The organism is Enterobacter sp. 4974935 (assembly GCF_058661735.1).
Genome location: NZ_JBZWGT010000003.1, coordinates 50,908 through 76,133 on the forward strand (window position 1 = coordinate 50,908; position 25,226 = coordinate 76,133).

29 protein-coding genes are annotated in these 25,226 nt (G+C 59.1%); 3 read left to right on the forward strand and 26 right to left on the reverse strand.

Annotated elements, in window-relative coordinates; all coding sequences use genetic code 11:
- Positions 1–4: 4 nt before the first annotated feature.
- Positions 5–949 carry a hydroxyacid dehydrogenase gene (locus AC4OVS_RS01330; protein WP_491922130.1) on the reverse strand — a complete coding sequence of 315 codons (945 nt, stop codon included), beginning with the start codon at positions 947–949 and terminating at the stop codon, positions 5–7.
- Complete coding sequence (locus tag AC4OVS_RS01335; protein ID WP_022649701.1) at positions 949–1,641, reverse strand: RraA family protein; 693 nt, start codon at positions 1,639–1,641, stop codon at positions 949–951. The genes AC4OVS_RS01330 and AC4OVS_RS01335 overlap by 1 nt, the downstream gene beginning before the upstream one ends.
- 169 nt (positions 1,642–1,810) lie before the next feature.
- Between AC4OVS_RS01335 and AC4OVS_RS01340 the strand changes: the two genes are divergently transcribed.
- Entirely contained in the window at positions 1,811–2,548 is a 738-nt protein-coding gene (locus AC4OVS_RS01340) for an IclR family transcriptional regulator (protein ID WP_023298824.1), read from the forward strand.
- Positions 2,549–2,584: 36 nt separating this feature from the next.
- Here the strand turns inward: AC4OVS_RS01340 and AC4OVS_RS01345 are convergent, their stop codons facing one another.
- Positions 2,585–3,919, reverse strand: a complete 1,335-nt coding sequence (locus tag AC4OVS_RS01345) for an MFS transporter (protein WP_491922131.1) — start codon at positions 3,917–3,919, stop codon at positions 2,585–2,587.
- 328 nt (positions 3,920–4,247) lie between these two features.
- Here AC4OVS_RS01345 and AC4OVS_RS01350 point away from each other — a divergent pair, with 328 nt between their 5' ends.
- The gene (locus tag AC4OVS_RS01350; RefSeq protein WP_023298822.1) at positions 4,248–5,273 is read left to right on the forward strand and encodes a TerC/Alx family metal homeostasis membrane protein; all 1,026 of its coding nucleotides are present in this window, start codon (positions 4,248–4,250) and stop codon (positions 5,271–5,273) included.
- Positions 5,274–5,356: 83 nt separating this feature from the next.
- Here the strand turns inward: AC4OVS_RS01350 and AC4OVS_RS01355 are convergent, their stop codons facing one another.
- The 3 genes from AC4OVS_RS01355 to AC4OVS_RS01365 form a co-directional block, all read right to left on the reverse strand.
- A complete protein-coding gene (locus tag AC4OVS_RS01355; RefSeq protein ID WP_063201337.1) occupies positions 5,357–6,019 on the reverse strand; it encodes an HAD family hydrolase in 663 nt (220 codons plus the stop codon).
- 106 nt (positions 6,020–6,125) lie between these two features.
- The gene (locus tag AC4OVS_RS01360; protein ID WP_022649696.1) at positions 6,126–6,920 is read right to left on the reverse strand and encodes an SDR family NAD(P)-dependent oxidoreductase; all 795 of its coding nucleotides are present in this window, start codon (positions 6,918–6,920) and stop codon (positions 6,126–6,128) included.
- Positions 6,921–6,952: 32 nt separating this feature from the next.
- Positions 6,953–7,834, reverse strand: coding sequence for a LysR family transcriptional regulator (locus AC4OVS_RS01365; RefSeq protein ID WP_023298821.1), 882 nt, complete (start codon positions 7,832–7,834; stop codon positions 6,953–6,955).
- 99 nt (positions 7,835–7,933) lie between these two features.
- Here AC4OVS_RS01365 and AC4OVS_RS01370 point away from each other — a divergent pair, with 99 nt between their 5' ends.
- Positions 7,934–8,440: a phenolic acid decarboxylase gene (locus AC4OVS_RS01370; RefSeq protein ID WP_022649694.1), complete on the forward strand. Its 507-nt coding sequence runs from the start codon at positions 7,934–7,936 to the stop codon at positions 8,438–8,440.
- 59 nt (positions 8,441–8,499) lie between these two features.
- Here AC4OVS_RS01370 and acpT read toward each other — a convergent pair whose 3' ends face one another.
- The 20 genes from acpT to AC4OVS_RS01470 form a co-directional block, all read right to left on the reverse strand.
- Positions 8,500–9,093: a 4'-phosphopantetheinyl transferase AcpT gene (gene acpT / locus AC4OVS_RS01375; protein WP_022649693.1), complete on the reverse strand. Its 594-nt coding sequence runs from the start codon at positions 9,091–9,093 to the stop codon at positions 8,500–8,502.
- A gap of 2 nt (positions 9,094–9,095) precedes the next feature.
- Positions 9,096–10,325 (reverse strand): beta-ketoacyl-ACP synthase, encoded by a 1,230-nt coding sequence (locus AC4OVS_RS01380; protein ID WP_491922132.1) that lies wholly within the window; start codon positions 10,323–10,325, stop codon positions 9,096–9,098.
- Complete coding sequence (locus AC4OVS_RS01385) at positions 10,322–11,053, reverse strand: 3-ketoacyl-ACP reductase FabG2 (protein ID WP_032626847.1); 732 nt, start codon at positions 11,051–11,053, stop codon at positions 10,322–10,324. The genes AC4OVS_RS01380 and AC4OVS_RS01385 overlap by 4 nt, the downstream gene beginning before the upstream one ends.
- Entirely contained in the window at positions 11,047–11,520 is a 474-nt protein-coding gene (locus tag AC4OVS_RS01390; protein WP_404350122.1) for a hotdog family protein, read from the reverse strand. The genes AC4OVS_RS01385 and AC4OVS_RS01390 overlap by 7 nt, the downstream gene beginning before the upstream one ends.
- Positions 11,520–12,686: a beta-ketoacyl-[acyl-carrier-protein] synthase family protein gene (locus AC4OVS_RS01395; protein WP_491922133.1), complete on the reverse strand. Its 1,167-nt coding sequence runs from the start codon at positions 12,684–12,686 to the stop codon at positions 11,520–11,522. The genes AC4OVS_RS01390 and AC4OVS_RS01395 overlap by 1 nt, the downstream gene beginning before the upstream one ends.
- A gap of 1 nt (position 12,687) precedes the next feature.
- Positions 12,688–13,266, reverse strand: coding sequence for a DUF3261 domain-containing protein (locus tag AC4OVS_RS01400; protein ID WP_023307143.1), 579 nt, complete (start codon positions 13,264–13,266; stop codon positions 12,688–12,690).
- A complete protein-coding gene (locus tag AC4OVS_RS01405; protein WP_063163696.1) occupies positions 13,263–15,584 on the reverse strand; it encodes an MMPL family transporter in 2,322 nt (773 codons plus the stop codon). The genes AC4OVS_RS01400 and AC4OVS_RS01405 overlap by 4 nt, the downstream gene beginning before the upstream one ends.
- Positions 15,553–16,158: an outer membrane lipoprotein carrier protein LolA gene (locus tag AC4OVS_RS01410; protein WP_017384113.1), complete on the reverse strand. Its 606-nt coding sequence runs from the start codon at positions 16,156–16,158 to the stop codon at positions 15,553–15,555. Before AC4OVS_RS01410 ends, AC4OVS_RS01405 begins: the two co-directional genes overlap by 32 nt.
- Positions 16,155–16,577 carry an acyl-CoA thioesterase gene (locus AC4OVS_RS01415; protein ID WP_006812302.1) on the reverse strand — a complete coding sequence of 141 codons (423 nt, stop codon included), beginning with the start codon at positions 16,575–16,577 and terminating at the stop codon, positions 16,155–16,157. Before AC4OVS_RS01415 ends, AC4OVS_RS01410 begins: the two co-directional genes overlap by 4 nt.
- 3 nt (positions 16,578–16,580) lie before the next feature.
- Positions 16,581–18,272 (reverse strand): glycosyltransferase family 2 protein, encoded by a 1,692-nt coding sequence (locus AC4OVS_RS01420; RefSeq protein WP_491922134.1) that lies wholly within the window; start codon positions 18,270–18,272, stop codon positions 16,581–16,583.
- Positions 18,263–18,613, reverse strand: coding sequence for an ApeI family dehydratase (locus AC4OVS_RS01425; RefSeq protein WP_022649683.1), 351 nt, complete (start codon positions 18,611–18,613; stop codon positions 18,263–18,265). Before AC4OVS_RS01425 ends, AC4OVS_RS01420 begins: the two co-directional genes overlap by 10 nt.
- A complete protein-coding gene (locus AC4OVS_RS01430; protein ID WP_491922135.1) occupies positions 18,600–19,946 on the reverse strand; it encodes a class I adenylate-forming enzyme family protein in 1,347 nt (448 codons plus the stop codon). The genes AC4OVS_RS01425 and AC4OVS_RS01430 overlap by 14 nt, the downstream gene beginning before the upstream one ends.
- Positions 19,939–20,538 carry a COG4648 family protein gene (locus tag AC4OVS_RS01435; RefSeq protein WP_491922136.1) on the reverse strand — a complete coding sequence of 200 codons (600 nt, stop codon included), beginning with the start codon at positions 20,536–20,538 and terminating at the stop codon, positions 19,939–19,941. Before AC4OVS_RS01435 ends, AC4OVS_RS01430 begins: the two co-directional genes overlap by 8 nt.
- Positions 20,510–20,761 (reverse strand): acyl carrier protein, encoded by a 252-nt coding sequence (locus AC4OVS_RS01440; RefSeq protein WP_022649680.1) that lies wholly within the window; start codon positions 20,759–20,761, stop codon positions 20,510–20,512. Before AC4OVS_RS01440 ends, AC4OVS_RS01435 begins: the two co-directional genes overlap by 29 nt.
- 11 nt (positions 20,762–20,772) lie before the next feature.
- Positions 20,773–21,030: a phosphopantetheine-binding protein gene (locus AC4OVS_RS01445; protein ID WP_003861263.1), complete on the reverse strand. Its 258-nt coding sequence runs from the start codon at positions 21,028–21,030 to the stop codon at positions 20,773–20,775.
- Positions 21,011–21,826 carry a lysophospholipid acyltransferase family protein gene (locus AC4OVS_RS01450; protein ID WP_048966280.1) on the reverse strand — a complete coding sequence of 272 codons (816 nt, stop codon included), beginning with the start codon at positions 21,824–21,826 and terminating at the stop codon, positions 21,011–21,013. Before AC4OVS_RS01450 ends, AC4OVS_RS01445 begins: the two co-directional genes overlap by 20 nt.
- Positions 21,823–22,545, reverse strand: a complete 723-nt coding sequence (locus AC4OVS_RS01455; protein ID WP_400174639.1) for a beta-ketoacyl synthase chain length factor — start codon at positions 22,543–22,545, stop codon at positions 21,823–21,825. Before AC4OVS_RS01455 ends, AC4OVS_RS01450 begins: the two co-directional genes overlap by 4 nt.
- A gap of 125 nt (positions 22,546–22,670) precedes the next feature.
- Positions 22,671–23,720: an AI-2E family transporter gene (locus AC4OVS_RS01460; protein ID WP_003861270.1), complete on the reverse strand. Its 1,050-nt coding sequence runs from the start codon at positions 23,718–23,720 to the stop codon at positions 22,671–22,673.
- A 135-nt stretch (positions 23,721–23,855) separates the two neighbouring features.
- Positions 23,856–24,413, reverse strand: a complete 558-nt coding sequence (locus AC4OVS_RS01465; RefSeq protein WP_491922137.1) for a DcrB family lipoprotein — start codon at positions 24,411–24,413, stop codon at positions 23,856–23,858.
- Between the two features lie 72 nt (positions 24,414–24,485).
- Positions 24,486–25,151: a 7-cyano-7-deazaguanine/7-aminomethyl-7-deazaguanine transporter gene (locus AC4OVS_RS01470; RefSeq protein WP_022649676.1), complete on the reverse strand. Its 666-nt coding sequence runs from the start codon at positions 25,149–25,151 to the stop codon at positions 24,486–24,488.
- Between the last annotated feature and the right edge of the window lie 75 nt (positions 25,152–25,226).

Consider the following 25,226-nt stretch of genomic DNA (forward strand, 5'->3'; position numbering starts at 1 on the left):
CATTTCAGGGGCTGACGGCGACGTCAGCCAGGTGTACAACGTCCAGAATATTGCTGGCGGCCACGGTTCCCATCTTGATGTATGACGCTGCGCTGACGCCGCCAATATGCGGCGAAATGATGACGTTATCGACGGTCTGCCACAGGTTCGGGGCGGTCAGTGGCTCGCTGTTAAAGCTGTCGAGTGCTGCGCTGTGCAAGGTTCCATCCTTCAGCGCGTGTAACAGGGCTTCATCGTTAATTAACCCGCCGCGCGCTGTGTTCACCAGAATCGCGTTACGTTTACAGTGCGCGAGCGTGTCTGCGTTGATCATTCCTCTGTTGTCGTCAGTGAGCGGACAATGCAATGAGATAACATCGGCACGGGATAAAAGGTCGGGTAAGGTGTTTGCCCGTTCACAACCAGAAGGCATCGTTTTAGCGTAAGGATCATACGCCACAATCTGCATGCCGAATGCCTGCCCCACCAGCGCAACCCGCGAGCCAATCGCCCCCAGACCGATAAGCCCCAGCGTCATGCCTTCCAGCTCGATCGATTTGTGCGTGGCTTTATCCCAGTGCCCGTCGCGCAGGCGTTTATCAAGGGTGACCACCGATTTGGCACAGGCAAGAATCAATGCCCAGGTATGTTCTGCAACCGCTGCCGCATTGGCGCCGGGGGCGGAACGAACGGCGATATTACGCGCCGCTGCCGCTGGCTGGTCTATCACGTCAATGCCGCTTCCGTGTTTCGATATAACCTGTAATTCAGGGGCTGCATCCATGACCCTTGCGGTTATTTTGCCGTAACGCACCAGGATGGCCACAGGATTGTGCCGTTCGCACAGCGTAACCAGCTGATCTTCTGTGGGCTGGTGACCGGCATACACCACGTCAAAGTCTCGCAGCATGTTGACAGCCTGGTCCGCCAGGTCGCATCCCGTGACCAGTACAACGCGTTTGTCTTCCATTACAGCGTCTCCCCGTCAGATAACATGCCTGCCTTACGCAGCGCGTCGTTAAGCCAGTGTGGACGTAAATCGCCCTCACGAATAGCAGCAAGACGTCGGGTCTCTGTTTCGAGTTTCCCTTTGGCCATGGCGATAACGGCCTGCACTTCATCACGCGGGATCACCACCACGCCGTCGATATCCGCGACCACCAGATCCCCGGCTCGTACCGTTGCACCAGCGATAGAGATGGGGTGATTAACCCGGCCAGGAATGGATTTTGTCGGGCCACAGGGGTTAAGACCGGCGGCGAAGACGGGGTAGTGCCCTTTACTCAGGGTATCGGCATCACGTACCGCCCCGTCAATGATGATGCCCGCAATACCGCTTGCCTGGGCCTGCGTCGCCATAATCTCACCGAGCAGCGCACAGGTCAGGTCGCCTTTCCCGTCAACAACCAACACATCGCCAGGCTGTGCTACGGCCATTGCGGCATGGATGGCCAGATTATCTCCCGGGCGCACCTCCACGGTGACTGCCGGGCCCGCAACGGCCATGTGAGGCGCGAGCGGTTTGATACGACCATGGAGTGTACCGCGGCGACCGGCAACATCCGCCAGAATGGCGGCCTGATACTCGGCAGCCTGGTGAACCTGTTCAGCCGATACGCGTTCGACCTGACGATTAATCAATGATTTTTCAGAAACGGACATATATGCCTCCATATTGTTTTACTGTGTACAATGCAGGTGTACAATACAAAACAACTATAGCGGTGTTACTTTCCCATTAGCCAGATCTGCGATGGCGTTTGTGATGTAAACACGAAGTGACTCACAAAAATTGAGGTACACTCACTGCCGAGCAGAAAAGGAGATGATGATGGGTAACGAAGGCGTTGTAGCGGTCGAAAAGGCGCTGGCTTTACTGGATTGCTTCCGTCCCGGCGATGAGAGCCTGACGCTGACCGCGCTGGCGCAGCTATCGGGTTATCACAAAACCACGGTTTACCGGTTAATGAATTCGCTTGAGCGAATGAACTATGTCGTCAGGCATGATGACGGCAATTATGCGCTTGGCCCACGTCTGCTTTACCTTGGCAAACTTTATGAACAATCTTTCCATCTTTCCCGGGTGGTGCAGCCTGAGCTTCAGGCGTTATCACAGGCCTCTCAGGAGAGCGCCAGCTGGTATGTGTTAGAAGGCGGGCAACGTCTGTGCCTGTTCCGGGCAGAAGCATCGCACGGGTTGCGTCACAGCAATCTGCCGGGTACTCAGTTTCCGCTGGACGATTCTGCCATCAGTAAAGTGCTTCGCCACTGGGGCCTTAATGACGCGCTGCCAGAGGGGGAGCCCGTTGTTCCGCTCTATACCGCAGGCGCCCGTGACCCGCATACTGCGGCGTTCGCAATGCCCGTCTTCGGCGTCAATGACAAGCTGATTGCGGCGCTGGCGTTGACCGGGCCCATCTCCAGACTGACTGAAGATCGCCGTGAACAGGGGATCAGCCAGCTAATGCATGCCACCGCCAGCCGCCTGTCACAGAAAATGGGGGCCAGTAAGCCTTTTTGCCAGCAGTTTTATGGGGAAACGCAGGATACTGCGGAAGAGAGTCTCTAAGCATAAAGCGGGACGTGCGTCCCGCTTTTGTTATGTCTAATGGGTGACCTGCTTTTCATGCAACTGAGCATTGCGGGCCTGGCGTCCCATCACCAATACCGCGATACCCCCCGTGACGCATAACGCCGCCAGAGGAAGCATGGCCAGCGTGTGGCTACCCGTCCGTTCGTTGATAATACCGTAAGCGTTGACCATCACCGCACCGCCGATAAGGTTAGCGATGGCGCCAATTGCAGCCAGCCCCGCAGCCGCCGACGTGCTGCTCATCCAGCCTGACGCCAGCGCCCAGAAAGGCCCCTTCATTGAATACGCCCCTATCAGCATGATGCTCAGGATAACAATGGTGGCGGAAAGAGAGACGCTGACAAAGGCGGCAAATACGCCTGCGGCAATAATGAAAAGGGTCAGAGCGGTATGCCAGCGGCGTTCGTTGGTTCGGTCCGAACTGCGTCCCCACACAATCATCAGTACGGATGCCAGACCGTAAGGAATGGCGTTGAACAGACCCGTCTCCAGATTATCCAGGTGGAACGATTTCAGCAGCTGCGGTGACCAGACGCTGATGGTGGTGCCCGCTGATGACGCGCCTGCGTAAATCAGCGCCAGCAGCCAGATTTGACGATGCCTGAGCAACTGCCATGTCGTCTGGTGTCCGATATTTTTTTGCTGTTGACGCTCGGTTTCAAGCGTCGTTTCCAGCCATTTTTTCTGTTCCGCGTTAAGCCAGTTAGCCTGGTGCGGACGATCGCGAAGAACAAACCAGGCGGCAATACCCAGCAGGACGGCGGGTAAACCTTCAATGATAAACAGCAGATGCCAGCCGCGCAGATCCAGCCATCCATCCAGCGACAGAATCAACCCGGACAGCGGCGAGCCAATAAAATTGGCCAGCGGGATCGCGACCATAAAGGACGCGATAATTCGCGCACGGTAGCGGGAAGGGATCCACCAGGTCAGAAAGAGTACGACGCCGGGGAAGAAGCCCGCCTCCGCGGCACCCAGCAGAAAACGCACGATATAAAGCGACGTCGTGTTTTGTACCAGTGCCATACACATGGATACCACCCCCCAGCTGATCATAATGCGGGGGATCCACAGACGTGCGCCAACTTTCTGCATTGCCAGATTGCTTGGAACTTCAAACAGAAAATACGCCACGAAATAGAGGCTACTGGCGAAGCCAAACGCCGCTTTGCTGAGACCGAGATCCTCATTCATCTGTAGCGAAGCCATGCCGATATTGCCGCGATCGATAATGGAGACCAGATAACTGACTATCAGAAACGGGAGGATACGCCAGATCACCTTGCGCATAGTCTCTCTTTCTATGTCCTCAGTGGCGGCAGTGCCATTACGAATATGTTCTGTCATGTGTTCCTCGCAGGGTCTGTTCTTAGTTTTATTAGGTACAACTCTGTTTTATTAAACAAAACCACTATAGCGTCGGCGCCTTCTTTTTATCCAGTTAATGGAAGGTTTAAATGATGTAAATAAGACGTGACTCACAGTTAACGGGCTTTACCTCGTGAGCCTAAACGACAGATGCGCCACCCCCCGTTGTGAGGTAAAGTACACACCTTGCGCAGCCAAAGAGCTGCGGTTTTGTGGGGTATAGGCGAATAACACGCTCCCCCATTCTCACTTCTGGTTTACGCCAGCCTGCATGGTGTTGTGTTTTGTCTTCTTAAAAGGGTTGTCTATGTCTGCTGCTCATCTCGGTTTCCCGACGGAAACCGTTGTTGTCTTTGTGGTGATGGCCGTTGGGGCGATGTTTATCGACCTCTTCATGCACCGTCACGATAAACCGATCTCGCTGAAAAGCGCGGCCATGTGGTCCATCTTCTGGGTCATGATGGCGATGGCGTTTGCTGGCTTCTTATACGTGCACCACGGCGCGGAGATGGCCAGTCTGTTCCTCACCGGCTATGCACTGGAAGAGGTGCTCTCCGTCGACAACCTGTTTGTGATGATGGCGATCTTCGCCTGGTTCGGCGTGCCGGATAAGTATCGTCACCGCGTGCTCTACTGGGGCGTGCTGGGGGCGATTGTGTTCCGCGGTATTTTTGTTGCCATCGGCACCAGCCTGCTGAGCCTGGGGCCATACGTTGAGGTGATTTTTGCGCTGGTCGTCGGCTGGACGGCGGTGATGATGCTGAAACGCAATGAAGAGAGTGATGAAGTCGAGGATTACTCCAACCATCTGGCGTACCGCCTGGTAAAACGCTTCTATCCGGTCTGGCCAAAAATCAGCAGCCACGCGTTTATCCTGACCCAAAAAGAGGTGGACGCCGAGCTGGAGAAGCCTGAAAACAAGGATGTGATGGTAGGTCGTGTGAAGAAGGCGAAGCGCTACGCGACGCCGCTGCTGCTCTGCGTGGCGGTGGTAGAGCTGTCCGACGTGATGTTCGCCTTCGACTCCGTTCCCGCGATCATTGCCGTCAGCCGCGAGCCGCTGATTATCTACAGCGCCATGATGTTCGCGATCCTCGGCCTGCGTACCCTCTACTTCGTGCTGGAAGCGCTGAAGCAGTATCTGGTGCATCTTGAGAAAGCGGTAGTGTTACTGCTGTTCTTCGTGGCGTTCAAGCTGGGGCTGAATGCGACCGATCACTTCTGGCATCACGGTTATAACATCGGTGCCACGGCAAGCCTGTTTGTGGTGCTGGGGGTTCTGGCGCTGGGGATTATTGCGAGCGTGATGTTCCCGGGTAAACGTGAGGCCTGATGTATCGCCCGGTGGCGCTTCGCTTACCGGGCCTACGATTGGGATGTAGGCCGGGTAAGGCGCAGCCGCCACCCGGCAAAAGGCTACTTTATTATCGGTGAGTTTCGGCGCTTGCGCGGATGATGGAAATGGCGCCAGTGCGGATCCTGCGCCGCCGCCAGCAGCTCGTGGTCGCCACGCGTGTCGCCCCAGGCGCGCAGGTGATATGCGTTCAGATCGCCATACACCTTTTCCAGCCTCGCCACTTTCTGCGCGCAGCGGCAGTTGTTACCGGTGATCCGCCCGGTCAGCTTGCCGTCTTTCACTTCCAGCTGCGTGCCAATCAGCTTAATGCCGAGCTTATCGGCCCACGGCTGCAATACCAGCGCCGGGGAGGCGGAGCAAATCGTCACTTCCGCACCGGAATTAACTTCGTTGGCGACAGCCATGACCCCTTCCGGGCGCATCAGCTTGTTCCAGTATTTTTCACAGAAGGCCTCTGCCTGCTGACGTAACCAGTGCTCATCCACCCCCGTCAGGAAGGTTTTGATCAACACCTCTTTCAGCTCATCACGCGTCAGCTTGCGACGCACGCAGTGCAGCGTGGGCAGGGCCATGCGCACCAGGCGACCCGCAAAGTAGCGCTTGCCAAAGGCAAAGCGCAGGAACGGAATAAAACTGTCGTGGTGCGTCAACGTACCATCAAAGTCAAAGACAGAGAGCACGCTGGACTTCGCCACGGCTTCGTCGGCAATCATATTGGTCATAAATACGTCTTAGCTGAAATACACATTCTGTTCACTAGTTTACCTGCTTTACCTTCACAGTCCTTCTATCCGATCTCATTTTTTCTCGAACCTGTGGCCTGACGGGTCAAACTATGTCATCCACCACGCCACCGTCAACGCGCAGCGCCGCGCCGGAAGTCGCGGAGGCCTGCATGGAACAGACATACACCACCATATTCGCCACTTCTTCTACCGTTGCGGCGCGCTGAATAACCGAGCTGGGGCGATTCTCCATCACGAACGCTTTCGCCAGCTGCTCCAGCGATTTGCCGGTTCTCTCCATCTCGTCTTTCATCATCGCGGCAAAACCGTCCGACATTGTCGGGCCCGGCAGCACGCTGTTCACCGTGACGCCGCTGCCTGCCACGAACTTCGCCAGACCGCGCGCCAGCGAGAGCTGGGCGGTTTTTGTCACGCCATAGTGGATCATATCCGCAGGAATATTGCAGGCCGATTCTGACGAGATAAACACTACCCGACCCCAGCCTTTTTGTACCATACCGGGCAGCAGGGCACGGGAGAGGCGCACGCCGGACATCACGTTGGTTTGCCAGTAGCGTTCCCAGGTCTCGTCGTCGGTGGAATAAAAATCCTGCTGGCCATAGATCCCGGCGTTATTCACCAGAATATCGACGTGCGTGGCGACCCTGAGTAGTTCGTCAACGCCCTCCTGCGAGCTCAGGTCGGCGATGGCGGCACGGACCTGTACGCCTGGCACCACCTGCTGGAGCGCCTGAATGCCTTTGTTCACCGAGTCGACGCTGCGCCCGTTGACGATCACTTCCGCACCGCTCTCCGCCAGTCCGCGGGCGATGGCAAACCCAATACCGCCGGTGGACGCGGTCACCAGCGCTACTTTCCCCGTTAAATCGATTTTCATCGTTCACTCCTTGTCGTTTTATGGTTCAAAACTTAAAGCGTAGCAGTTGACGATGACGGCTCCTGTTTAAAAAGGCGCAACAGCGTCTCAACCTGCTCGTCCAGCGGGCTGAGGGAGCGTTTAACGATGAGGTGCAGCGGCGTGGCGCGTCGAACGCCGTGGCTGAGGGGCAGGATTTTGAGGATGCCCTGCTGGAGCGGGGTCTGAATGCGTTCTTCCGGTAACCAGCCATATCCAACCTGATACATCACTGCTTCGATCGCGGCATCGATGGTGGAGAATGTCCACGACTCCCCGGTGGGGCGAACGGTGGGCTGGCTGTCTGCGATCTGAATGCGCGGCCACGGTCGAAGCATCTCGTCGTTAAGCGGTGTATCCAGCGCAAACAGCGGGTGCGCGTGATGCGCGACGGCAACAAAATCGATATTCATCAGCCATTCGCCCAGGCCGGTAATGTCCTGGCGGCGGGTTAAGACCATCACGTCGGCCTCATCATTGAGCGCATCTGCGCGGCTGTTTTCCAGCACCTCGGTAAGCCGCACCTGCGTTTGCGGGTACAGCTGCTGAAACTGGCGCAAAATCGCGAACAGCCGGCTGCGCGGAAAAATACTGTCTACCATCAGGTCGATACGGGTTCGCATCCCGCTGCGCAGGGTTGCAGCGCGCGTTTCAACGTAGGCGAAGGCTTTCAGCAGCGGTTTAACCTGATTCAGCAACAGCTCACCCGCCGGGGTCAGCACGGCACGGCGTCCCTCTGTCATCAGGAGCGCTACGCCCAGCCGCTCCTGCAAAAGCGACAGGTTATAGCTGACCGAGGACTGGCTGCGATGGGTCTCTTCCGCCGCCTTAGCGAAGCTGCCAGCCTCGATGACTCTTTCCAGCAAGGCCCACTGTTCGAGCGTCGTCTTGTGCATGATTAATCTAAATTTTGGATGAATTTGATTCAAAAATAGCGTTATTCATTCATTTTTTGAAGGGGTACGATCGTCTCATCAAAACAAAGGAGACATCTTATGAGCACCTTCGATAAACATGATTTAAGCGGCTTCGTCGGCAAACATCTGGTATATACCTACGACAATGGCTGGAACTACGAAATTTACGTTAAAAACGAGAACACGCTCGACTACCGTATTCACAGCGGTCTGGTGGGCAATCGTTGGGTGAAAGATCAGCAGGCCTACATTGTCCGCGTCGGGGAAAGCATCTATAAAATTTCCTGGACGGAGCCAACCGGTACCGACGTGAGCCTGATTGTGAACCTGGGCGACCGCCTGTTCCACGGCACCATCTTCTTCCCACGCTGGGTCATGAATAATCCGGAAAAAACCGTCTGCTTCCAGAACGATCACATTCCGCTGATGAACAGCTACCGTGATGCCGGGCCAGCGTATCCAACCGAAGTGATTGATGAATTTGCGACGATTACTTTTGTACGCGACTGCGGTGCGAATGACGATAGCGTTATTGCGTGTGCTGCCAGCGAGTTGCCAAAAAACTTTCCTGATAATTTAAAATAAGCTTAGCAACGCGTTAAATGCGCATCGGCCATTTCGGTTTTAACCCGAATGGCCGTTTTTTATGCTGCAGAAATACCGGAGTAAGTCACCGATTCCGCCGTTAAGGTGAAAGGCGTAGGAGTACAGACCGCCAGGCTCAGCGAGCCGAAGCGCAGCTGGCTGACCGGGAGCGACTGGGCGGTGCTGTCAATGCTGACAATCTGCCACGCGCTGCCGCCACGCTGTTTGACGATCGCCTCTTTGCGCGTCCAGATGCGCCAGAATGCGGAAAGCTGTTCTTCCGGCGCTTCACGCTCCAGCTCGTCATGCTCGGTGAGGCTGAAAACGGCATTCGCCAGCGCCTGCCAGTTCTCCCGCGGGCGGATCACTTCGATATCGCAGCCAACCTCGCCTTCATCGCTTATCAGCATGGCAATGTCGTCCCCGCTGTGGCTCAGGTTAAACCACAGCGGATGGCCGTTAGCGAATGCCGGTTTTCCCTGCTCGCCGTAGATTATCTCGGGAAGCGGTGAGGGGGATAAAGTTCTGGCGAGCAGCGTCCGGCCTGCAAGCCAGGAAGCGTATCGCGCACCCTGAGGTGCCATGTCTGCGAGCGTTGACGCCAGCGGGTCCGCGCTAAGGGTGGAGATCTTTCCCAGTACAAACTGGTACATAGTTACGCCCAGCGTTTAATGATTATCGAGGTATTAATGCCGCCAAAGGCAAAGTTATTGCTCTGAATAAATTCGCAATCAATCGGGCGGGTTTCCCCCATAATATAATCTAAAGCGCCGCATTGCTCATCCGGTTGTCTTAAATTGAGCGTCGGCGTGAACCAGCCCTCCCGCATCATATGCAGACTCAGCAAGGCTTCCAGCGCGCCGCAGGCACCCAGGGTATGGCCGAAATAGCTCTTTAAGGATGAGATGGGCACGCTGTCGCCGAAAATAGCGGCGGTCGCCTGACTCTCGGCGATATCCCCGCGATCGGTTGCCGTGCCGTGGGCAGAAATGTAGCCAATGTCCTGAGGGCTAAGGCCCGCCATCGCCAGCGACTGCTCCATACACACCTGCATGGTTTCACGCTGGGGCTGGGTGATGTGCGCCGCATCGCAGTTGGTGGCAAAGCCCACGATCTCACCATAGATTGTCGCCCCGCGTGCTCTGGCGTGATCCAGCGCTTCCAGCACCAGCGTGCCCGCCCCTTCGCCAATCACCAGGCCATCGCGCTGAACGTCAAACGGCGACGGCGTGGTTTTGGGCGCGTCGTTACGCTGGCTGGTGGCAAACAGGGTATCGAAAACCGCCGCTTCCGACGGGCACAGCTCTTCCGCGCCGCCTGCCACCATCACGGTCTGGTAGCCGTGACGAATCGCTTCCCAGGCGTAGCCAATCGCCTGGCTGCCAGAGGTACAGGCGCTTGAGGTGGGGATCACCCGTCCGCGCAGGCCAAAGAACAGTCCGGTATTCACCGCCGTGGTGTGCGGCATCATCTGCACGTAGGTGGTGCCGGTGATGTTGTGGGTGTGCTTTTCGGTGAGCATGGAGGCAAACTCGCTGACCGGCCCGGTGCTGCCCGTCGACGAGCCGTAGGCGATGCCGGTCTGACCGTTGGTCAGCACCGCGTCGTCGATCAGTCCCGCCTGCTCCAGCGCCAGCTCGGTGGCGCGGGTTGAGAGCAGCGACACGCGGCCCATAGCGCGAATGCGCTTACGGGTATAGTGAGCGGGCAGAGTGAAATCTTCAATCGGCGCGGCGAGCAGGGTTTGCAGGCCGTCATACGCCTGCCACTCCGTCACGGTACGTACCGCATTTTCATACTCGCGCAGACGGCGCGAGATGGTCGGCCAGTCCTCGCCGAATGCGGTGATGCCGCCCATGCCCGTAATCACTACCCGGCGGGTCATAGCATGCCTCCGTTGATCGATATCACCTGTCGCGTCACATAGCCTGCTTTATCCGACATCAGGTAGCTCGCCAGCCCGGCCACTTCCTCGGCCTGGCCCATACGCTGCATCGGGATCATCGACATCGCCGCGTTCAGCGCGGCTTCATCCATCTCGATCATACCGGTATCAATCAGCCCCGGCGCGATGCAGTTGACGGTGATTTTGCGTTTTGCCAGCTCGGTGGCGAGCGCTTTGGTGGCGCCGATGATCCCGGCTTTCGCCGCGCTGTAGTTCACCTGCCCACGGTTGCCCATAATGCCTGACACCGACGACAGGGTGATGATCCGCCCGCCCTTGCGGGTGCCGATCATCGGCATAATGCAGGGATGAATGACGTTATAAAAACTGTCGAGATTGGTGTGGATCACGCTGTCCCAGTCATCGTCGCTGAGCGCCGGAAATGCGCCGTCGCGGGTAATACCGGCGTTACTGACCACGCCATACCACGCGCCGTGGTCAGCGATCGCCTGTTCCAGCACCGTACGGCACTGCTCGCGGTTGCCCACGTCGAAGGTGAGTAAACGGCCCGCGCCGCCTGCCTGGACAATCGCCTCCAGCGTCTCTTGCGCGCCCGCTTCATCACGATGGTAATGCACGCCGACGGTGAAACCGTCCGCCGCAAGCTGAAGGGCGATAGCGCGGCCAATGCCTTTGCTGGCGCCGGTGACCAGTACGGATCTCATGATGGTGTTCCCTGGTTGAAAAGTGTGGTTAATTCTTCCTCGCTCGGCTGGAAGGTGTTCACGCGGCCCGTGGCGAGGGAAATATTATCCGCATGAATGGTGCACTCGAAGCTGCCAAAGCGCTCATCCTGCATCAGACGTTCGATGGTAATGGTCAGCGTGCTGCCTGCGGCAAAATGCCCTGCGTCGCACACCAGCTCGCGCGCGCCCAGCACCATACCCAGCGCACAGTGCGGCAGCCCTTTTTGCATTCGGTGCCATTCAGACCAGACGCCCACGGTCTGAGCCATCAGCTCCAGCGCAAACCAGCCGGGCAGGTTGCCGCCTGCGTCCAGAAACGGCGCCAGAACGCCCCGATCGTTCACCGTCACGTTGCAAACGGCGCGGTCATCGGTGACGCTTTCCACGCTCTCAAGCAGCAGCATCGGCGTGTCGTGAGGAAGATAATCCCCGGGTGGTAAGTAGCGCATCATACTCTCCCCAGCAGAAGGCTGGCGTTGTTGCCGCCAAACGCGAAAGAGTTTGACAGGATCACTGGTTTATTCAGCGGTGCGCTCTGGTGCAGTAGGCCGAAGGCGGGCAGGGTGTCGTCCGGCGCGTAGCGGGAAAAATCCTGCGGCGGCAGCGGCAGGTCTCGGGTCAGGATCAGCCAGCTCAGGGCGGCCTCGGTGATCCCGGCGGCGCCCAGCGTGTGGCCGGTAAGATGTTTCGTGGAGCTGCACGGCACGCGGTCGCCAAAGAGATCGTGGATCACCTGCGCCTCAATGCGATCGTTCAGCGGCGTGGCGGTGCCGTGCAGGTTGATATAACCGACGTCCGCCGCCGTCATGCCCGCCTCGTTCAGCGCCTGGGTGATGGCGCGGATCGCCCCTTCGCCCTGCGGATGTGGGGCGGAAATATGGTACGCATCGCTGGATTCCCCCGCGCCCAGGAGCACAATCTCGCCCGGCTCGCGGGTCAGTACCATCAGTGCTGCCGCTTCGCCAATGGTGATCCCACGACGGTTGCGGCCAAACGGTTCGCACAGGGTCGGGGAGAAGGATTCCAGGCTGTTGAAGCCGTTGACCGGCATGCGGCTCAGGCTGTCGGCCCCGCCGACGATGGCGACGTCCACCAGACCGGCGTCGATCAGGCGACGGCCGCTGATGATCGCCCGTGCGCTGGAGGAGCAGGCGGTCGAGATGGTATACGCCGGGCCGTCCAGCGCAAGCCAACTGGCGAGAAAGCGCGACGGATCGCCCAGCTCCTGCTGCGGATATTGCCACTGCGGACTGCGCTCGCCGTTCTGCGCGCGGCGCACGTACTCATCACCCTCGTCCAGTCCGGAGGTGCTGGTGCCCAGCACCACCGCCACGCGGTCGCGCCCCACGCGCGCAATGGCCGCATCGACGGCGGGCCGGATTTGCGCCAGCGCCGCCAGCAGCAGCTGGTTGTTGCGACTTCGATGCGCAGAAAAAGACCCGGGAACAGGGGGAAGATCACCCTCCACCCCGCCCAGCACGGCCTCGGGTAGGCCCTGTAGCCAGCCCGCACGCTGGCGCGTCCCGGGGGCTACGCCAGCGTTCAGGTTTGCCGCTATTTCATCAGCCGAGTTGCCGAGCGCGTTGACCATGCCAACGGCAGAAAGGTAAATCATCTCAGTCACCCAGATATTGAATGGTGATGTGGTAGTGAAAAGCGTGCTGCACAATGCTAATCGGTTCGCGCCTGCCGTTACGGTTCAGGTAGGCAATTTCCGTGACCAGTTTGCCATCGGGGTTGCGCAGTTCGCGTCTGGTGTCAGTATCGTTCAGCGTCCAGCCTTTCGGCAACTGCGGCTGCCAGGCGCTGAGCGGCCAGTGGCTGAGCATCACGTCGGCCAGCACCTGGCTGGCGGGCGGCAGCTGCGGCATCACAACCGACTGCTCGGTGTGGATCCCGGTGTCGTCGTAGGTGGCGAGGAACAGGCGGATCCCGACGGAGGAGAGGCCGGCAAGCGTCACTTTATCGCCATCGGCGTTCAGCATCACCAGCAGCGACTGGGTCTGGCCTTTAAAACTGCCGGTAAGCAACTGCTGCGCGCGGATGGCAGGCGTGATGCCCGGCGGTGGCAGCGTGACGCGGGTGCCGGGCTGGAGCCAGGCCTGAGGGCGCGCGTCATCGCGGTTCGTCGTATGGCTACACCCCGCCAGCAACAGGGCCATCATCACTGCCGCCAGGCGAATGAAACGGGTCATGGTAAGTTCTCTTTGTTAGTCGGCATCGCCAGCGGGGCGAGCAGGAACGCGGTGAAGATACCGCTCACCAGCACAATGCCAAAGCTGCTGATGGCCTGAGTGGTGCTGAACACCAGCATCCCCAGCGTCAGTAGGGTGGTCATCATGGCGAGGGTAATCGCCAGCATGGAGGTCAGCGGCGTGCCGCGCGGGTTGCTGAAAAACAGCGTGTAGTTGATGCCAATGCCGAGGACCAGCACCAGCGCCAGCAGGGAAAACAGGTTCACCGGATGGCCCGTCACGGCCAGCGCCGCCAGCCCGCCGCCCAGCGACAGCACGGACGGCACCAGCGCCACCAGCCCTTTTCGCCAGCCGAGGCGCACCACCGCGCCGCAGGCTATCACCGCCAGCGCCACGCCCAGCAGCCCCGTCAGCAGCGCGCGGTAGAGTGCAAACAGGCTGTCGAAGCTGGCCTTACGGTCAACCCAGACGACTCCGGGATGGCGGGCGGCCAGCTCACCGAGCGCAGCGCTGTTTCTGACGCCATCGACCGGGACCAGCACACCGCTTTTGCCGTTCGGCAGCGTCAGCCACAGCAAACGCCAGCCCTCGCTGGCCGGGCTGGCGAGCCACGCCTCCACGCTGACAGGCATGGCGTTCAGATTCGGGGCGACGGCATTCAGCCCCGTGCTTTGCAGCATTTTCGTCACCGTCGGCGCGGCGTTACGCAGAAGTTGCAGATCGCTGTTCTGCCGCGCCAGCGAGTTCAGCGGCAGGGTGCGCCAGCGGGTTAATTCTCCGGCTTTTTGCGCCAGCGCCAGCGCCGGGGCAAACGCCTCCAGCCGCTCCAGCGTTTCCTGAGCCGACGCGCCATACACCACGAACCACTTCTGATCGACATTTTGCCCGGTCAGGGCGGTGATGGTTTTTTCCTGCGCCAGAATGTCCTGCGGCAGCGCCTGAAGCCGGGCGATATCGTCATCCACCCGCAGGCTGGCGATCCCGATGGCGGAGAGCAGCGCCAGTGCTACCGGCAGCCCGACGGAGAGGGCTTTGCTGTCGCGCCAGGCGTTCAGCCAGCGCTGCATCATCCCTCTCAGGGGGATCGGGCGAACCGGCATGCCACGGCACAACCACGGGTGCCAGAAAATTACCGTCAGGCACGAGGCGCTCAGCCCTGCGGCGGCGAACACCGCCATCTGACGAATGCCGGGGAAGGGGGCCAGCATCATGAAGAGATACGCCACGACGGTAGTCAGCAGCGCCAGCAGCAGCGCGTTACGCACTTTTGCCAGGCTTTGCCAGGGTGAGTGTTCCGCGCCGTGCACCATCCGCTCCGTGAGGTAGTAAATCGTATAGTCCGCCGAGATGCCGATGATGCTCATGCTCATCACCAGCGTCATCAGGTGCAGCTCACCGAACAGCAGGAGCGTCACGACCGTCCCCGCCAGTGCGCCGATGGCAATGGAGAGCAGGCTCAGCAGCAGCGGACGCACGGAGCGAAACACCGACACAATCAGCAGGATCACCCCGAGCACCGTGGCGACGCCGAGCGTGGAAATATCTTTTTTAGCCTGCTGGCTGGCGTAATCGCTGTAGAACACCGTCCCGCGCGAGAGCAGCTGCGCCTGTGGATACTGGCTTTTCAGCGTCTGCTGCAACGCGTTGAGGGTGGTCACCAGCTGGTGGGTTTGCTGCATGTCAAACGACGAGCCCGCCAGCTCGCCGTGCAGCAGATACCAGTAGTTCCCGGCCGCATCTTTTGTCACCAGCCAGCCGTCCATCAGCTGCATCTTCTGGCTGTTCTTCGCCAGCGCGAGCTGCGCGCCGCGCATCAGCATCAGCGGATCGTTTTGCAGCTCCTTGCCGCTCACGCCGGAAAAGGCGGAGTAAAGCTGGGACAGGATCCACTGAGCCTGCGCTTCACCGCCGTTTTGCAGGCGGGCGCGGGTGGCCGGATCGACCAGGCCATTGCGGTGCTGCCAGAAGAAATCTCCCCAGGCCTGTTGCCCGGCGGCGTCCAGCGGGCCTTTTACCTCGCTGAGCGCCTGGCTGCGTTGCAGCAGGGTTAACCACTGCTGCGCCACGCGCGGGTCCGGCTGTTTACCGGGGCTGACCAGCCAGATGAGCTGGCGGTCGAGGCGCTGCATAAATCCGTCGTTGAGGGCGGGAGGGATCGCGCCGAGCGTCTGTTTCGGCAGCATGGCGAGCACGCTGCTGTTCAGCCGCGCGCCGGGCAGCAGCGACAGCAGCACGCCCAGCAGGATCAGGCATACCGCGGCCCACAGCAGCGCCGGGCGCAGGGCGTTACGGTGCGGCAAAGCGCTGGCGTTCTGCATCGGTCAGGCGGGCGGGCGTCAGTTGGTGGCGGGAGAGGGCGATATCCGTCGTGTCGCCTTGCTTATCGTTCAGGCGAATGGATTCCAGATAGATCGCGCCCTTCAAATCAAGGGTGGAGAAAATCTTGTCCAGCGGCGTGGTAACGGGCGTCAGCACCAGCGACCAGCGGCCTTCGCCCAGGTCTTTGAAATCGATGCGGAAGTTCTCTTCCAGCACCTTGCGGTCGGCCTGGAACAGCGCCCGCAGCAGATGGTTGAACTGGAACATCTGCGGGTTAGTGTCGGCGGTAATGGTCTGCGGCGGCTGACCGTTGACGATTTGCACCATTCGTTTGTCATCCAGCAGCAGCGTCATCGGGAACGGCGCTTTTTGATCCCACAGCAGGCCATTGTCACGGGCGATCAGCATCTCCCCCTGCGAGCGCAGGGGCTGAGGCATGTCCTTGATCGTGCGGGTCTGTTCGAAGTGTGCGCGCACCACCGGTTGCTCCGCAAACCGCTGTTGCAGTTCATCCAGCGTGACCGCGTTCACCAGCGGGCTTACCAGCAGCGCGAGTAGCGTTATCCACTTCATGGCGCGATCCCCATGCGTTCGAACAGAATGGCCGGGCTGACAAAGCACATCTCCCGGCTTGCTTCCTCCACGGCCACCTGAATGGTGTAGCCGGTGGTGGTGCGTTTCCCGGTTTGCGCGTCGAAGATTTGATAGGCGATGCGCAGACGGTTTTCAACCTCTTCAATGTGGGCGCGGACGCGAATGCGCTGCTCGAAGGTCACCGCGTCGCGGTATTTCACCCGGGTATCCACCACCGGCCAGACGTAGCCGGACGCTTTCATCTGGCGATAGCCGTAATCAAACTGGTTGAGCAGCGCTTCGCGGGCAATCTCAAAATAGCGGAAATAGTTGCCGTGCCACACCACGCCCATCATATCGACGTCGTGGAACGGAACGGTGATTTCAACTTCAGCCGTAAAGCGGGGATCGGTCAGCACCCTTTACTCCTTCTCGTTGACCTCTGGCAGCTGCCAGAAATCGAAAAAATTAAACCAGTCGAGCGGCGACAAGAGCGCGTAATGCTCCAGCCGCTGCGCATAGCGATCGACGGTCTGCTGTAGCGCCTGCTGGCGTTCGCCGCGCGGCAGCAGCAGCGGGTCGGCAAACGGCTCGCAGTGCAGGGTCAGCTTTCCCTGCTGGCAGAGGGCAAAAATCAGCACCACCGGGCAGCGCAATAGGGACGCCAGAATAAACGGTCCCTGCGGGAACGGCGCGGGTTGGCCCATAAATTCGCTCCATATCACCCGCCAGCTGCCGCCGCGCTGCGGGGTGACGGCGATGCGATCGCCCACGATCGCCACCCATTCGCCGCGATCCAGCTTCTCTTTAATGAGGATGGCGGTCTCCGGGCCAATGTCGGTGACCGGCATCAGGTGAATGCCCGCCTGCGGCGCCATCTCCTCCATCACCTGTTTAAAACGCTGAGCATTGTCGCTAAAGACCAGCGCGTTGATGGTTTTCGCCCCTTCGCGCTGGGCCAGCGCCCGGCAGGCTTCCACATCGCCAAGATGCGACGCGAGCAGCAGTTTGCCCTGAGGATCGTCAAGACCCAGCGCCTCCTGCGCGCCTGGCGCAAAGACCAGATCGCGATGAAGCTTCATTTCGCCGCGCCAGCTGGCCACTTTGTTCAGCATGGCATGACCGAAGCGCAGGAAGTGGGAAAAACTGTTAAGCCGTACGGGTTGCGGCATTTGCCGCTGTGCCATCACCGTTTTAACCCGCGTCAGCCACTGCTGCGACGCCTGACGCGCAGCGCGGGCGGTCAGCCAGTAGACGGCCGTAACCGGCCACAGCAGGATGGTAAACGCCTTTCGCCCCAGCAACTGCCAGACGCGCAGCATCAGGCGCATGCCCCATAATCCTTTCACCTCCTGCTGCTGCGCCCAGTGCTGCGAGCGGCGACGCATCAGCAGGGAAGGAATGCGCGGCAGCATGCCGAGAAACAGGCGGGTATGCATCAACGAGATGCGCACGTTGTCTTTCAGGGCATCGAAATGGGATACCCCGTTCGGCGGATAGGTCACGCGGGTGGGCAGAAAATAGCTGGTGTTGCCCTGCCAGTAGAGGCGCACCATCACTTCGGTATCAAAATCCATTCGCCTGCCGAGCGGCGTGGTTGCTGCAAGGCGCAAAACCGGGGCTATCGGGTAAACGCGAAACCCGCACATGCTGTCTTTCAGTTGCAGGGAGAGGGTTTCAATCCAGACCCAGACGTGCGTTATCCAGCGGCCGTACAGGCGCGAACGGGGGATCGAGTCATCGTAAACGGGCTGCCCGGAAATGAGCGCATCGGGATGGCGTTCGGCCAGCGCCAGCAGTTTGGGGATGTCTTCGATAGCGTGCTGGCCGTCAGCGTCCACCTGAACGGCGTGGGTGAAGCCGCGATCGGCACAGGCTTTCAGCCCCTGCATCACCGCCGCGCCTTTGCCGCTGTTTTCGGCGAGGCGCAGCAGCGTGACCTGCGGACGATCCGCCGCCAGCGCTTCAAGCGTGCGGCGCGTGGTTTCATCGCTGCCGTCGTCCACCACCAGACAGGGCAGATCGAAAGGCGCCAGGCGCGCCAGCACCGAAGCCATCATCGCCCCGTGGTTGTAGCACGGGATCAGCACGCAGGGACGGAAGGTTACTGACATAAGCGAATCTTCCCGCTGCTGGCGGTGTGGCGCTCGTTACCCGCATGGCGCTGGTAGCTAAAGGTCAGCATCTGGCGTTCGGGCTGCCAGGCAAGGAGCAGCGTGACCGTGTTCTCCGGCAACAGCGGGGCGGCGAACTTTACGTTCTGAATACTGTGAAAACGGTAGCCCGGCGCCAGCGCGGCGGCGTAATGCATCACCCGGTCGAGCTGGGCTACGCCCGGCAGCAGCGGCTGTACGGCAAAATGTCCCTTAAACCAGAGCAGGTCAGGATCAAGATAAAGGGTTATCTCCAGATACCCGGGTCCAGGCTCGCGGCGTTCGATTTCAGGGATTTTCATGAAACAACTCCTGTAGCTGCGCAGTTACGCGCTTGTTCATGCTGTTGACCGGAATTTCATCAACGATCCGCCAGTAGCGCGGCACGGCAACCGGTTCAAGCCAGGGGCGAAGGGCGCGACGCCAGGCGAGCTCCTGCGCTTTTTTGCTCTGTTCGTGTTGCTGACGCACCGCTTCATTCAGCACCAGCAATACGCCAATACCCTGACGCCCGCCGCGCGTCACCGTCAGCGCGGCGGCTTCGCGGATGCCGTCCAGCGCCAGCAGGCGGCGCTCAATGTCATCGAGCGAAATGCGCTTATCTTCAATTTTGACCACCCGACCGCGGCGCCCGACGAGGCTGAACTGCCCGTCAGCCGTGAAGTGCAGGATATCATCCAGCAGGACCCCCTCCGCCTCGGGGATCAGCGGCGACGTCACGCGATCGCCGTGAAACGTCACGCCGGGGAAAGGCTGCCAGCGGATGCTTTCCTCCTGACGGTAGCGCCAGGCCATAACCCCCGTTTCTGTGCTGCCGTATATTTCATCCGGCCAGACGTTGAGCCAGGCCTGAACCGCGGCGACCTCCTGCCAGGGCAGCGCGCCGCCAGCGGAGAAGAGCAGGTTGACGGGGGGCGGCGTCAGCGACGCGTCCAGCCGCTTGAGAAACGCCGGACTGCTGATGAAAAGATAGCGTTTATTGTCGGGAAGGGCAGAGAGCTGCTCGGCATAGTTGAGCAGGCTGGCGTGCAGCGGCAGGCCGAGCGCCATGGGTAAGACGACACGAAACGTCAGGCCATACAGATGGTGCAGCACCACGGAAGCGACGACGTGACAGCCTGCCAGACGATCGCCAAAATGTTCCGCCAGCAGACGAGCCTCACGATCCAGGCTGACCACCGGCTTACTCACCCGCTGCGGCGTGCCGGTCGAGCCGGAGGTGTAAAGCTCGATCGTGCGCATCTCATCGATGGCAGGCAGCGGTGAAAAGGGATGGCCTGCCCGCTGAAGGGAAGCCACCCGCAGCTGTCGCCCCTGAAAATCGAGCGTGGTGTCGCTCAGGACGCCGCTGAACAGCGCCCGCTGTTCGTTAAGCTGTGCCGCCCGGCTGTGCCCGGGGAGGACCGGCGTTTTACCCGCATGCAGCGTCGCCAGCAGCGCGACAATAAACAGATAGCCGTTTTCGATGCACAGCGCCCAGCGCTCGCCTTCTTCATCACGCAGCGTGTCGACCAGCTGAGTGACGTCGTGGCGCAGATCGCCAAGCGTCCAGAGATGGTTGTCCTGCCAGGCGACAGGGGTGTCGTCAGGGCGGGGGGCACTGAGCCACTGGCTAAGCGGGAGAGGGTTAAGCATCGTTTTTCATCACCCGTTGTCGCACCAGCCACTCGCCGGCCATCAGCGTGCCCATCAGGAGATAGGCTATCATTCCGTTCCACAGCGTCCACAGACGGATATCGGCGTGTAATACGGTAAACAGCGCGATCGCCCCGTTAATAATAAAAAAGCCGCACCAGACTTGGGTAACCCGGCGCGTGTAACGTACCCCGACGGGGGAGAGATCCGGTTCACGCAGGCGCGCCAGCCGTTCAACGACAGGCATTGCCGTCCACAGCGAACCGCCAAACACCACCAGCATCACCAGATTCACCATCACCGGATAAAACAGCACCCACTGGTGCGCGTGCAGGACGTAGCTCGCCGCGCAAAGCGCTATGCCAGCCAGCGCCACGCTCACGAAAAGATAACGCAGGGGACCGCCCTGCCGACGGGCCTGGCAGACGCGTAACAGCAGCACCAGCGCCATCACGGGCAGTATCCCGTGCAGGCTATTATTCGCCAGCCCGAAGCCGATCAAAAACGGCCATGCCAGCAGCATCAGCCCCGTCAGGGCGGGAAGAACTGGAATCGAACGCACGTTACGCGTCGCGCTGAAGCTGTTCCACAACGTCCACGACGTCCTGCACCGTGCGCACCGCTTTGAAGGTTTCGGGCTTGATTTTATGGCCCGTTTTCTTTTGCAGGTGCACTACCATATCGACGGCATCAATGCTGTCGAGATCCAGATCCTCGTAAAGCCGTGCCTCAGGGGTAATATCCTCCGGGGCGACTTCAAACAGCGTAATAAGAAGCGCAGAGACTTCCTGATAAATCGTTTGTTGTTCTGTCATAGCGGTCATTCTCAGGCGCGTTGTTGATGAATAAAAGCCGCGAGCGTGGCAACGGAATAGAAGTGCTGACGCATCTCGTCACTTTCGGCAGAAAGCACTACGCCGTACTGATTTTTTACCGCCAGCCCCAGCTCAAGGGCGTCGATTGAGTCCAGACCGAGGCCGTCGCCAAAGAGCGCGGCGTCTGTATCAATATCCTCTGGGGTAAGTTCTTCCAGATTCAGCGTAGAGATAATGAGATTCTTAATTTCAAGATAGAGCGCTTGCATCTTTCGTTCCTGACAAAGATTGAAGACCGGTTGTTAACTGATGCTGCATATGCCGGTTTAACTGCCTTGCTGCCAGCGCGGGTTCGTGCTGACTCGCATCATAAAAATCATGAATGTTGATGCGTTCGCGAACATCCACGGTGAAAACAGGTTTGTTGGGGGGCACGTTATACCAGCTGCTCTGTTTATCCAGCATCCGTTCGCTACAGTGGATCACCACCACGCGCACGGCGCTGTTGCAGCGAACGGCGATATTCGCCGCCCCACGCTGCAGGGTCATGGCTTCTCCCACCCGGGTGCGGGTGCCTTCGGGGAAGATAAGCAGGGTGTCGCCCTGGGCCAGACGCTGCTGGCTTGCGGCAAGCAGCGTGTCGGCTTCGCTGTTAATCAGATAGTCAGCCGCGCGGATCACGCCGCTGACGAACGGGTTACGCAGCAACGCGCTTTTCACCAGACAGTCGGTTTCGTTCATCACCGACGCCAGCAGAACGTAGTCCAGCAGCGAGGGATGGTTCGCAATCACCAGACAGCCCCGCTCGGCGCGCAAAACGTCCAGGTTGTTGAAACGGTAATCCAGTACCCCTACACCGCGTACCACCGCGAGGAACAGGCGGAAACTGGCAGAAATAGTGCGGCGTGCCAGGCGGCGACGTTGGGTGCGGTCACGCTGGAAAATCAGCAGCAGGTTAAACCACACCAGCGACAGCGTCAGCCCGCCGAGGCCGAACAGGGCGAAGCACAATCCGGTCATCAGCATGCGCCATACCCGATCGAGGCGGGAACGTAACCCTCTCATTGGCGCGTCCATTGCCACAGCAGGCGCTCGCCCGGCAGGGTAAACTGGCGCTCGTCTCGCAGGTAATGGCGCAGGAACTGCAGGCTTTGCGGCAGCGAGGGCTCTTCAGGCCTGCGATTGGCGTGCGTTTCACAGCTGAGCGTATTTCCGGCCTCAATTACCAGCGCCAGCGCGTAGGGCCAGACGGGCATCTGCGGCGGCAGCCCGGCGTGATAAAACTCCGGCAGCAGACCGTCGAAATCTACCAGCAACACGCGTGAGTAGCCCGCATGTAGCAGACTCAGCACCTCGCATAAGCTCTGCTGGAAGGTATCCATACCGGCGGAAACCGACGAAGAGACAACAGGCTGACGCGCGGCGATAGTGAGATTGCCGACCGCCGAGTTGTGTACCGACATGGCAAAATCGGTGGGGGAAACGGGCTGATCTGCCGCCAGGGCCTGGAGAATACGAAAATTGCGTTCCAGCTCCCCGTGACGGCTGCTGTAGACGACGGCGTCGATGCGGTGTTTGCGCAGCATCATCAGGCCAAGATCGACGGCCAGCTTGCTGCCTGAATTCAGGCGGCGGGCGGTCATCATCGGCAGATCGGTCAGTTTCGCCAGCGGTGCATCAGGATCGATGGCGTCAGACCGGCGTGACCATGCCTGCCATTCGTCGGCATCGCTGAGTCCTGGCGCTCTTGCCTGCCAGTCGATAAAGGTAAGTGTAAATTTCATCTACGCGCGTCCGCGATAAACCTGTTTCTGTGACTTTTTCTTCGCCAGCGCGATTTGCTGCGCACATCGTACAATGTTGTCGTCGCGCTGGCGAATAAACGTCACTTTTAACCCTTTCCACCCGGTTATCCCGGCAAACGGCTTTTTGGCCGACCCGGACCCAGCAGAATGGCGAGTTTACTGCCTCCTTTCGTGGTTTCCATCCAGATTTTACAGACGCTGGTGAGCGGCACGGAGAGCAGCATGCCCACCGGTCCCAGCAGCCATCCCCAGATCAGTAACGATAAAAACACCACCATCGTCGACATGCCCAGACGGTGACCCATCATGCGCGGTTCGAGAATATTGCCCAGCACCATATGCACGACGAGGAACAGCGCCCCTACCAGCATGCACTCATAAAAACCGTTAAACAGGAACGCCTGGATCATCGGCGGAACGGCAGAAAGCACCGCGCCGATATTGGGCACGTAGTTCAGTAAAAACGCCAGCACGCCCCACATCAGCGCGAACTGCACGTCCAGCAGCACCAGCCCCAGCCAGACGATCACGCCGGTCCACAGGCTTAACAGCGTTTTCAGCGCCAGATATTTGGACACACCCTTCAGCGCGCGATGCAAGCCGGCAATGTGGATCTGCGGATTGTTCAGGGCAAAACGCAGCTTATACGGCACGTGGCGCACTTCGAACAGCATAAACACCACCGTCATCACCAGCAGCAGAATGCTGGCCATTGCCCCGGAAAGCCCGGTCATCAACGTGGTGGCGTAGGTCATCACCTTCTCGGAATCCATCCGGCGCAGCATCCGTTCCGGTGAGATATGCAGATTCACGAACGGCAACATGCGCTGGAGATCGACCAGCTTGCGCGTCAGCTCTTTATTGTACTGCGGCAGCATGGTGGAAAATTCGCTCAGCGAGGCGGCGAGCACGCCGAACAGCGCCGTCAGGACAACCAGCATCACCATCACCACAATGGTAATCGCGACCGGGCGGCTGATGCCCCGGCGTAAAAACCACGTCACCAGCGGGTTGAGGACGATGGCGAAAAACAGCGCCAGCAGAAGCTGAACAATGATATCCGCCGCCGCATGGATACCCGCAAGGATAACCACCAGGCAGGCGAGTTTTAATAAAATATGAAGTCCGGCTTTGTCGGGCGGGCTGGCAGTCATAAGAATTCCTTTTTCCGGGGGGCTTGCTAATTGTAGTGCGCCGGATTCGCTTCGTCTGGAGCGTTAGTCTTAAAGTCATGGAAAAAAAATGGCCCCCGGCGCAAGCGACGGAGGCCACGTCATCCCGGTGAACGATTACTGGATCACGAGGGTGTTAATGATGTTTTCAGCGGTTGCCTGCGCTTTTTGCTGATTATCTGCAGGCAGAGTGATCTGCATGGTCAGCAGTTTATTATCTACCTTGCCGAGAACCACGGAGGAGTAAGCGGTCTGGCCTTTGGCGGAGATGATGCTGTCCAGCTGTTGCAGCGTGTGGCCTTTCAGCTCGATAGACTTATTGGTCACCACCTGAAGCTGCGGGTCGCGGCTGCGCTGCTGATCTTCCAGACGTTTGGACAGCACACCCAGATCTTCGTTGGTATCGTCACCGACAATCACAATGACTGCTTTTTGCCCGGTGGCATCGGAGTAGACGTGCATGTTGTTCGCCTGGGTGCCCAGCTTACCGCTCTGATCGGTCATGTCCGCGGGCAGAGAGAAACTGAGTTTGCCATCCATCAGGCTCACCGGCTGACCGGTGGCGTTGCTTTCTGCTGACGCGCCCTGAGCAGGCGTTTTGGTGTCGCTGTTATCACAGGCTGCAAGGCCAACAACCAGCAGGCCAATCCCGACATATTTAACCAGATTGCGCATTGACTTCTTCCTTTCGATAAACGGCCATAGCGGCTCATTCGTTCATCTTATCACAACTGATAAAGCGAACCCTTAACCTGCCTGCAATGCGGAGATTTCAGATTTATCTGCCAGTCTTTTCAGCAGCATATTCAACAGCACGCCATACATCGGCAGGAAGAAGACCAGGCTGATAAGCACCTTAAAGGCGTAGTCCACCAGAGCGATTTCCATCCAGTGTTCTGCCATGAAGGCGTCCGGGCTGCGCCAGAAGGCAATGAAGAAGAAGGCCAGCGTATCGCTCACGTTACCGAACAGCGTGGAAGCCGTTGGTGCCATCCACCAGCGATGGTTCTGACGCAGGCGGTTAAACACGTGGACATCGAGGATCTGCCCCAGGGCATAGGCCATAAAGCTGGCGGCGGCAATACGCGCGACGAACAGGTTGAAATGCGTCAGGGCTTCGAAGCCCTGCCAGCTTCCCATGTAAAACAGCGAGGAGATGGCGTAGGAGACAAACAGTGCCGGGATCATCACCGCAAAAATAATCCGCCGCGCCAGCGGTGCGCCAAAAATACGCACGGTTAAATCCGTCGCAAGGAAAATGAACGGGAAACTGAACGCGCCCCAGGTGGTATGGAAACCAAAAATGGAGATGGGGAGCTGTACCAGATAGTTACTGGAGATGATCACCAGCAGATGAAATAGCGAAAGCCAGAACAACGCCTTGACGCGCTGCGATTGTGTAAAGGAGTTCATATTGTACCTTTTTGATTAATATTTGGGGTGAGGGAACCCAATAAAGCCGCCGCATGATACTGCTTTAACGACACT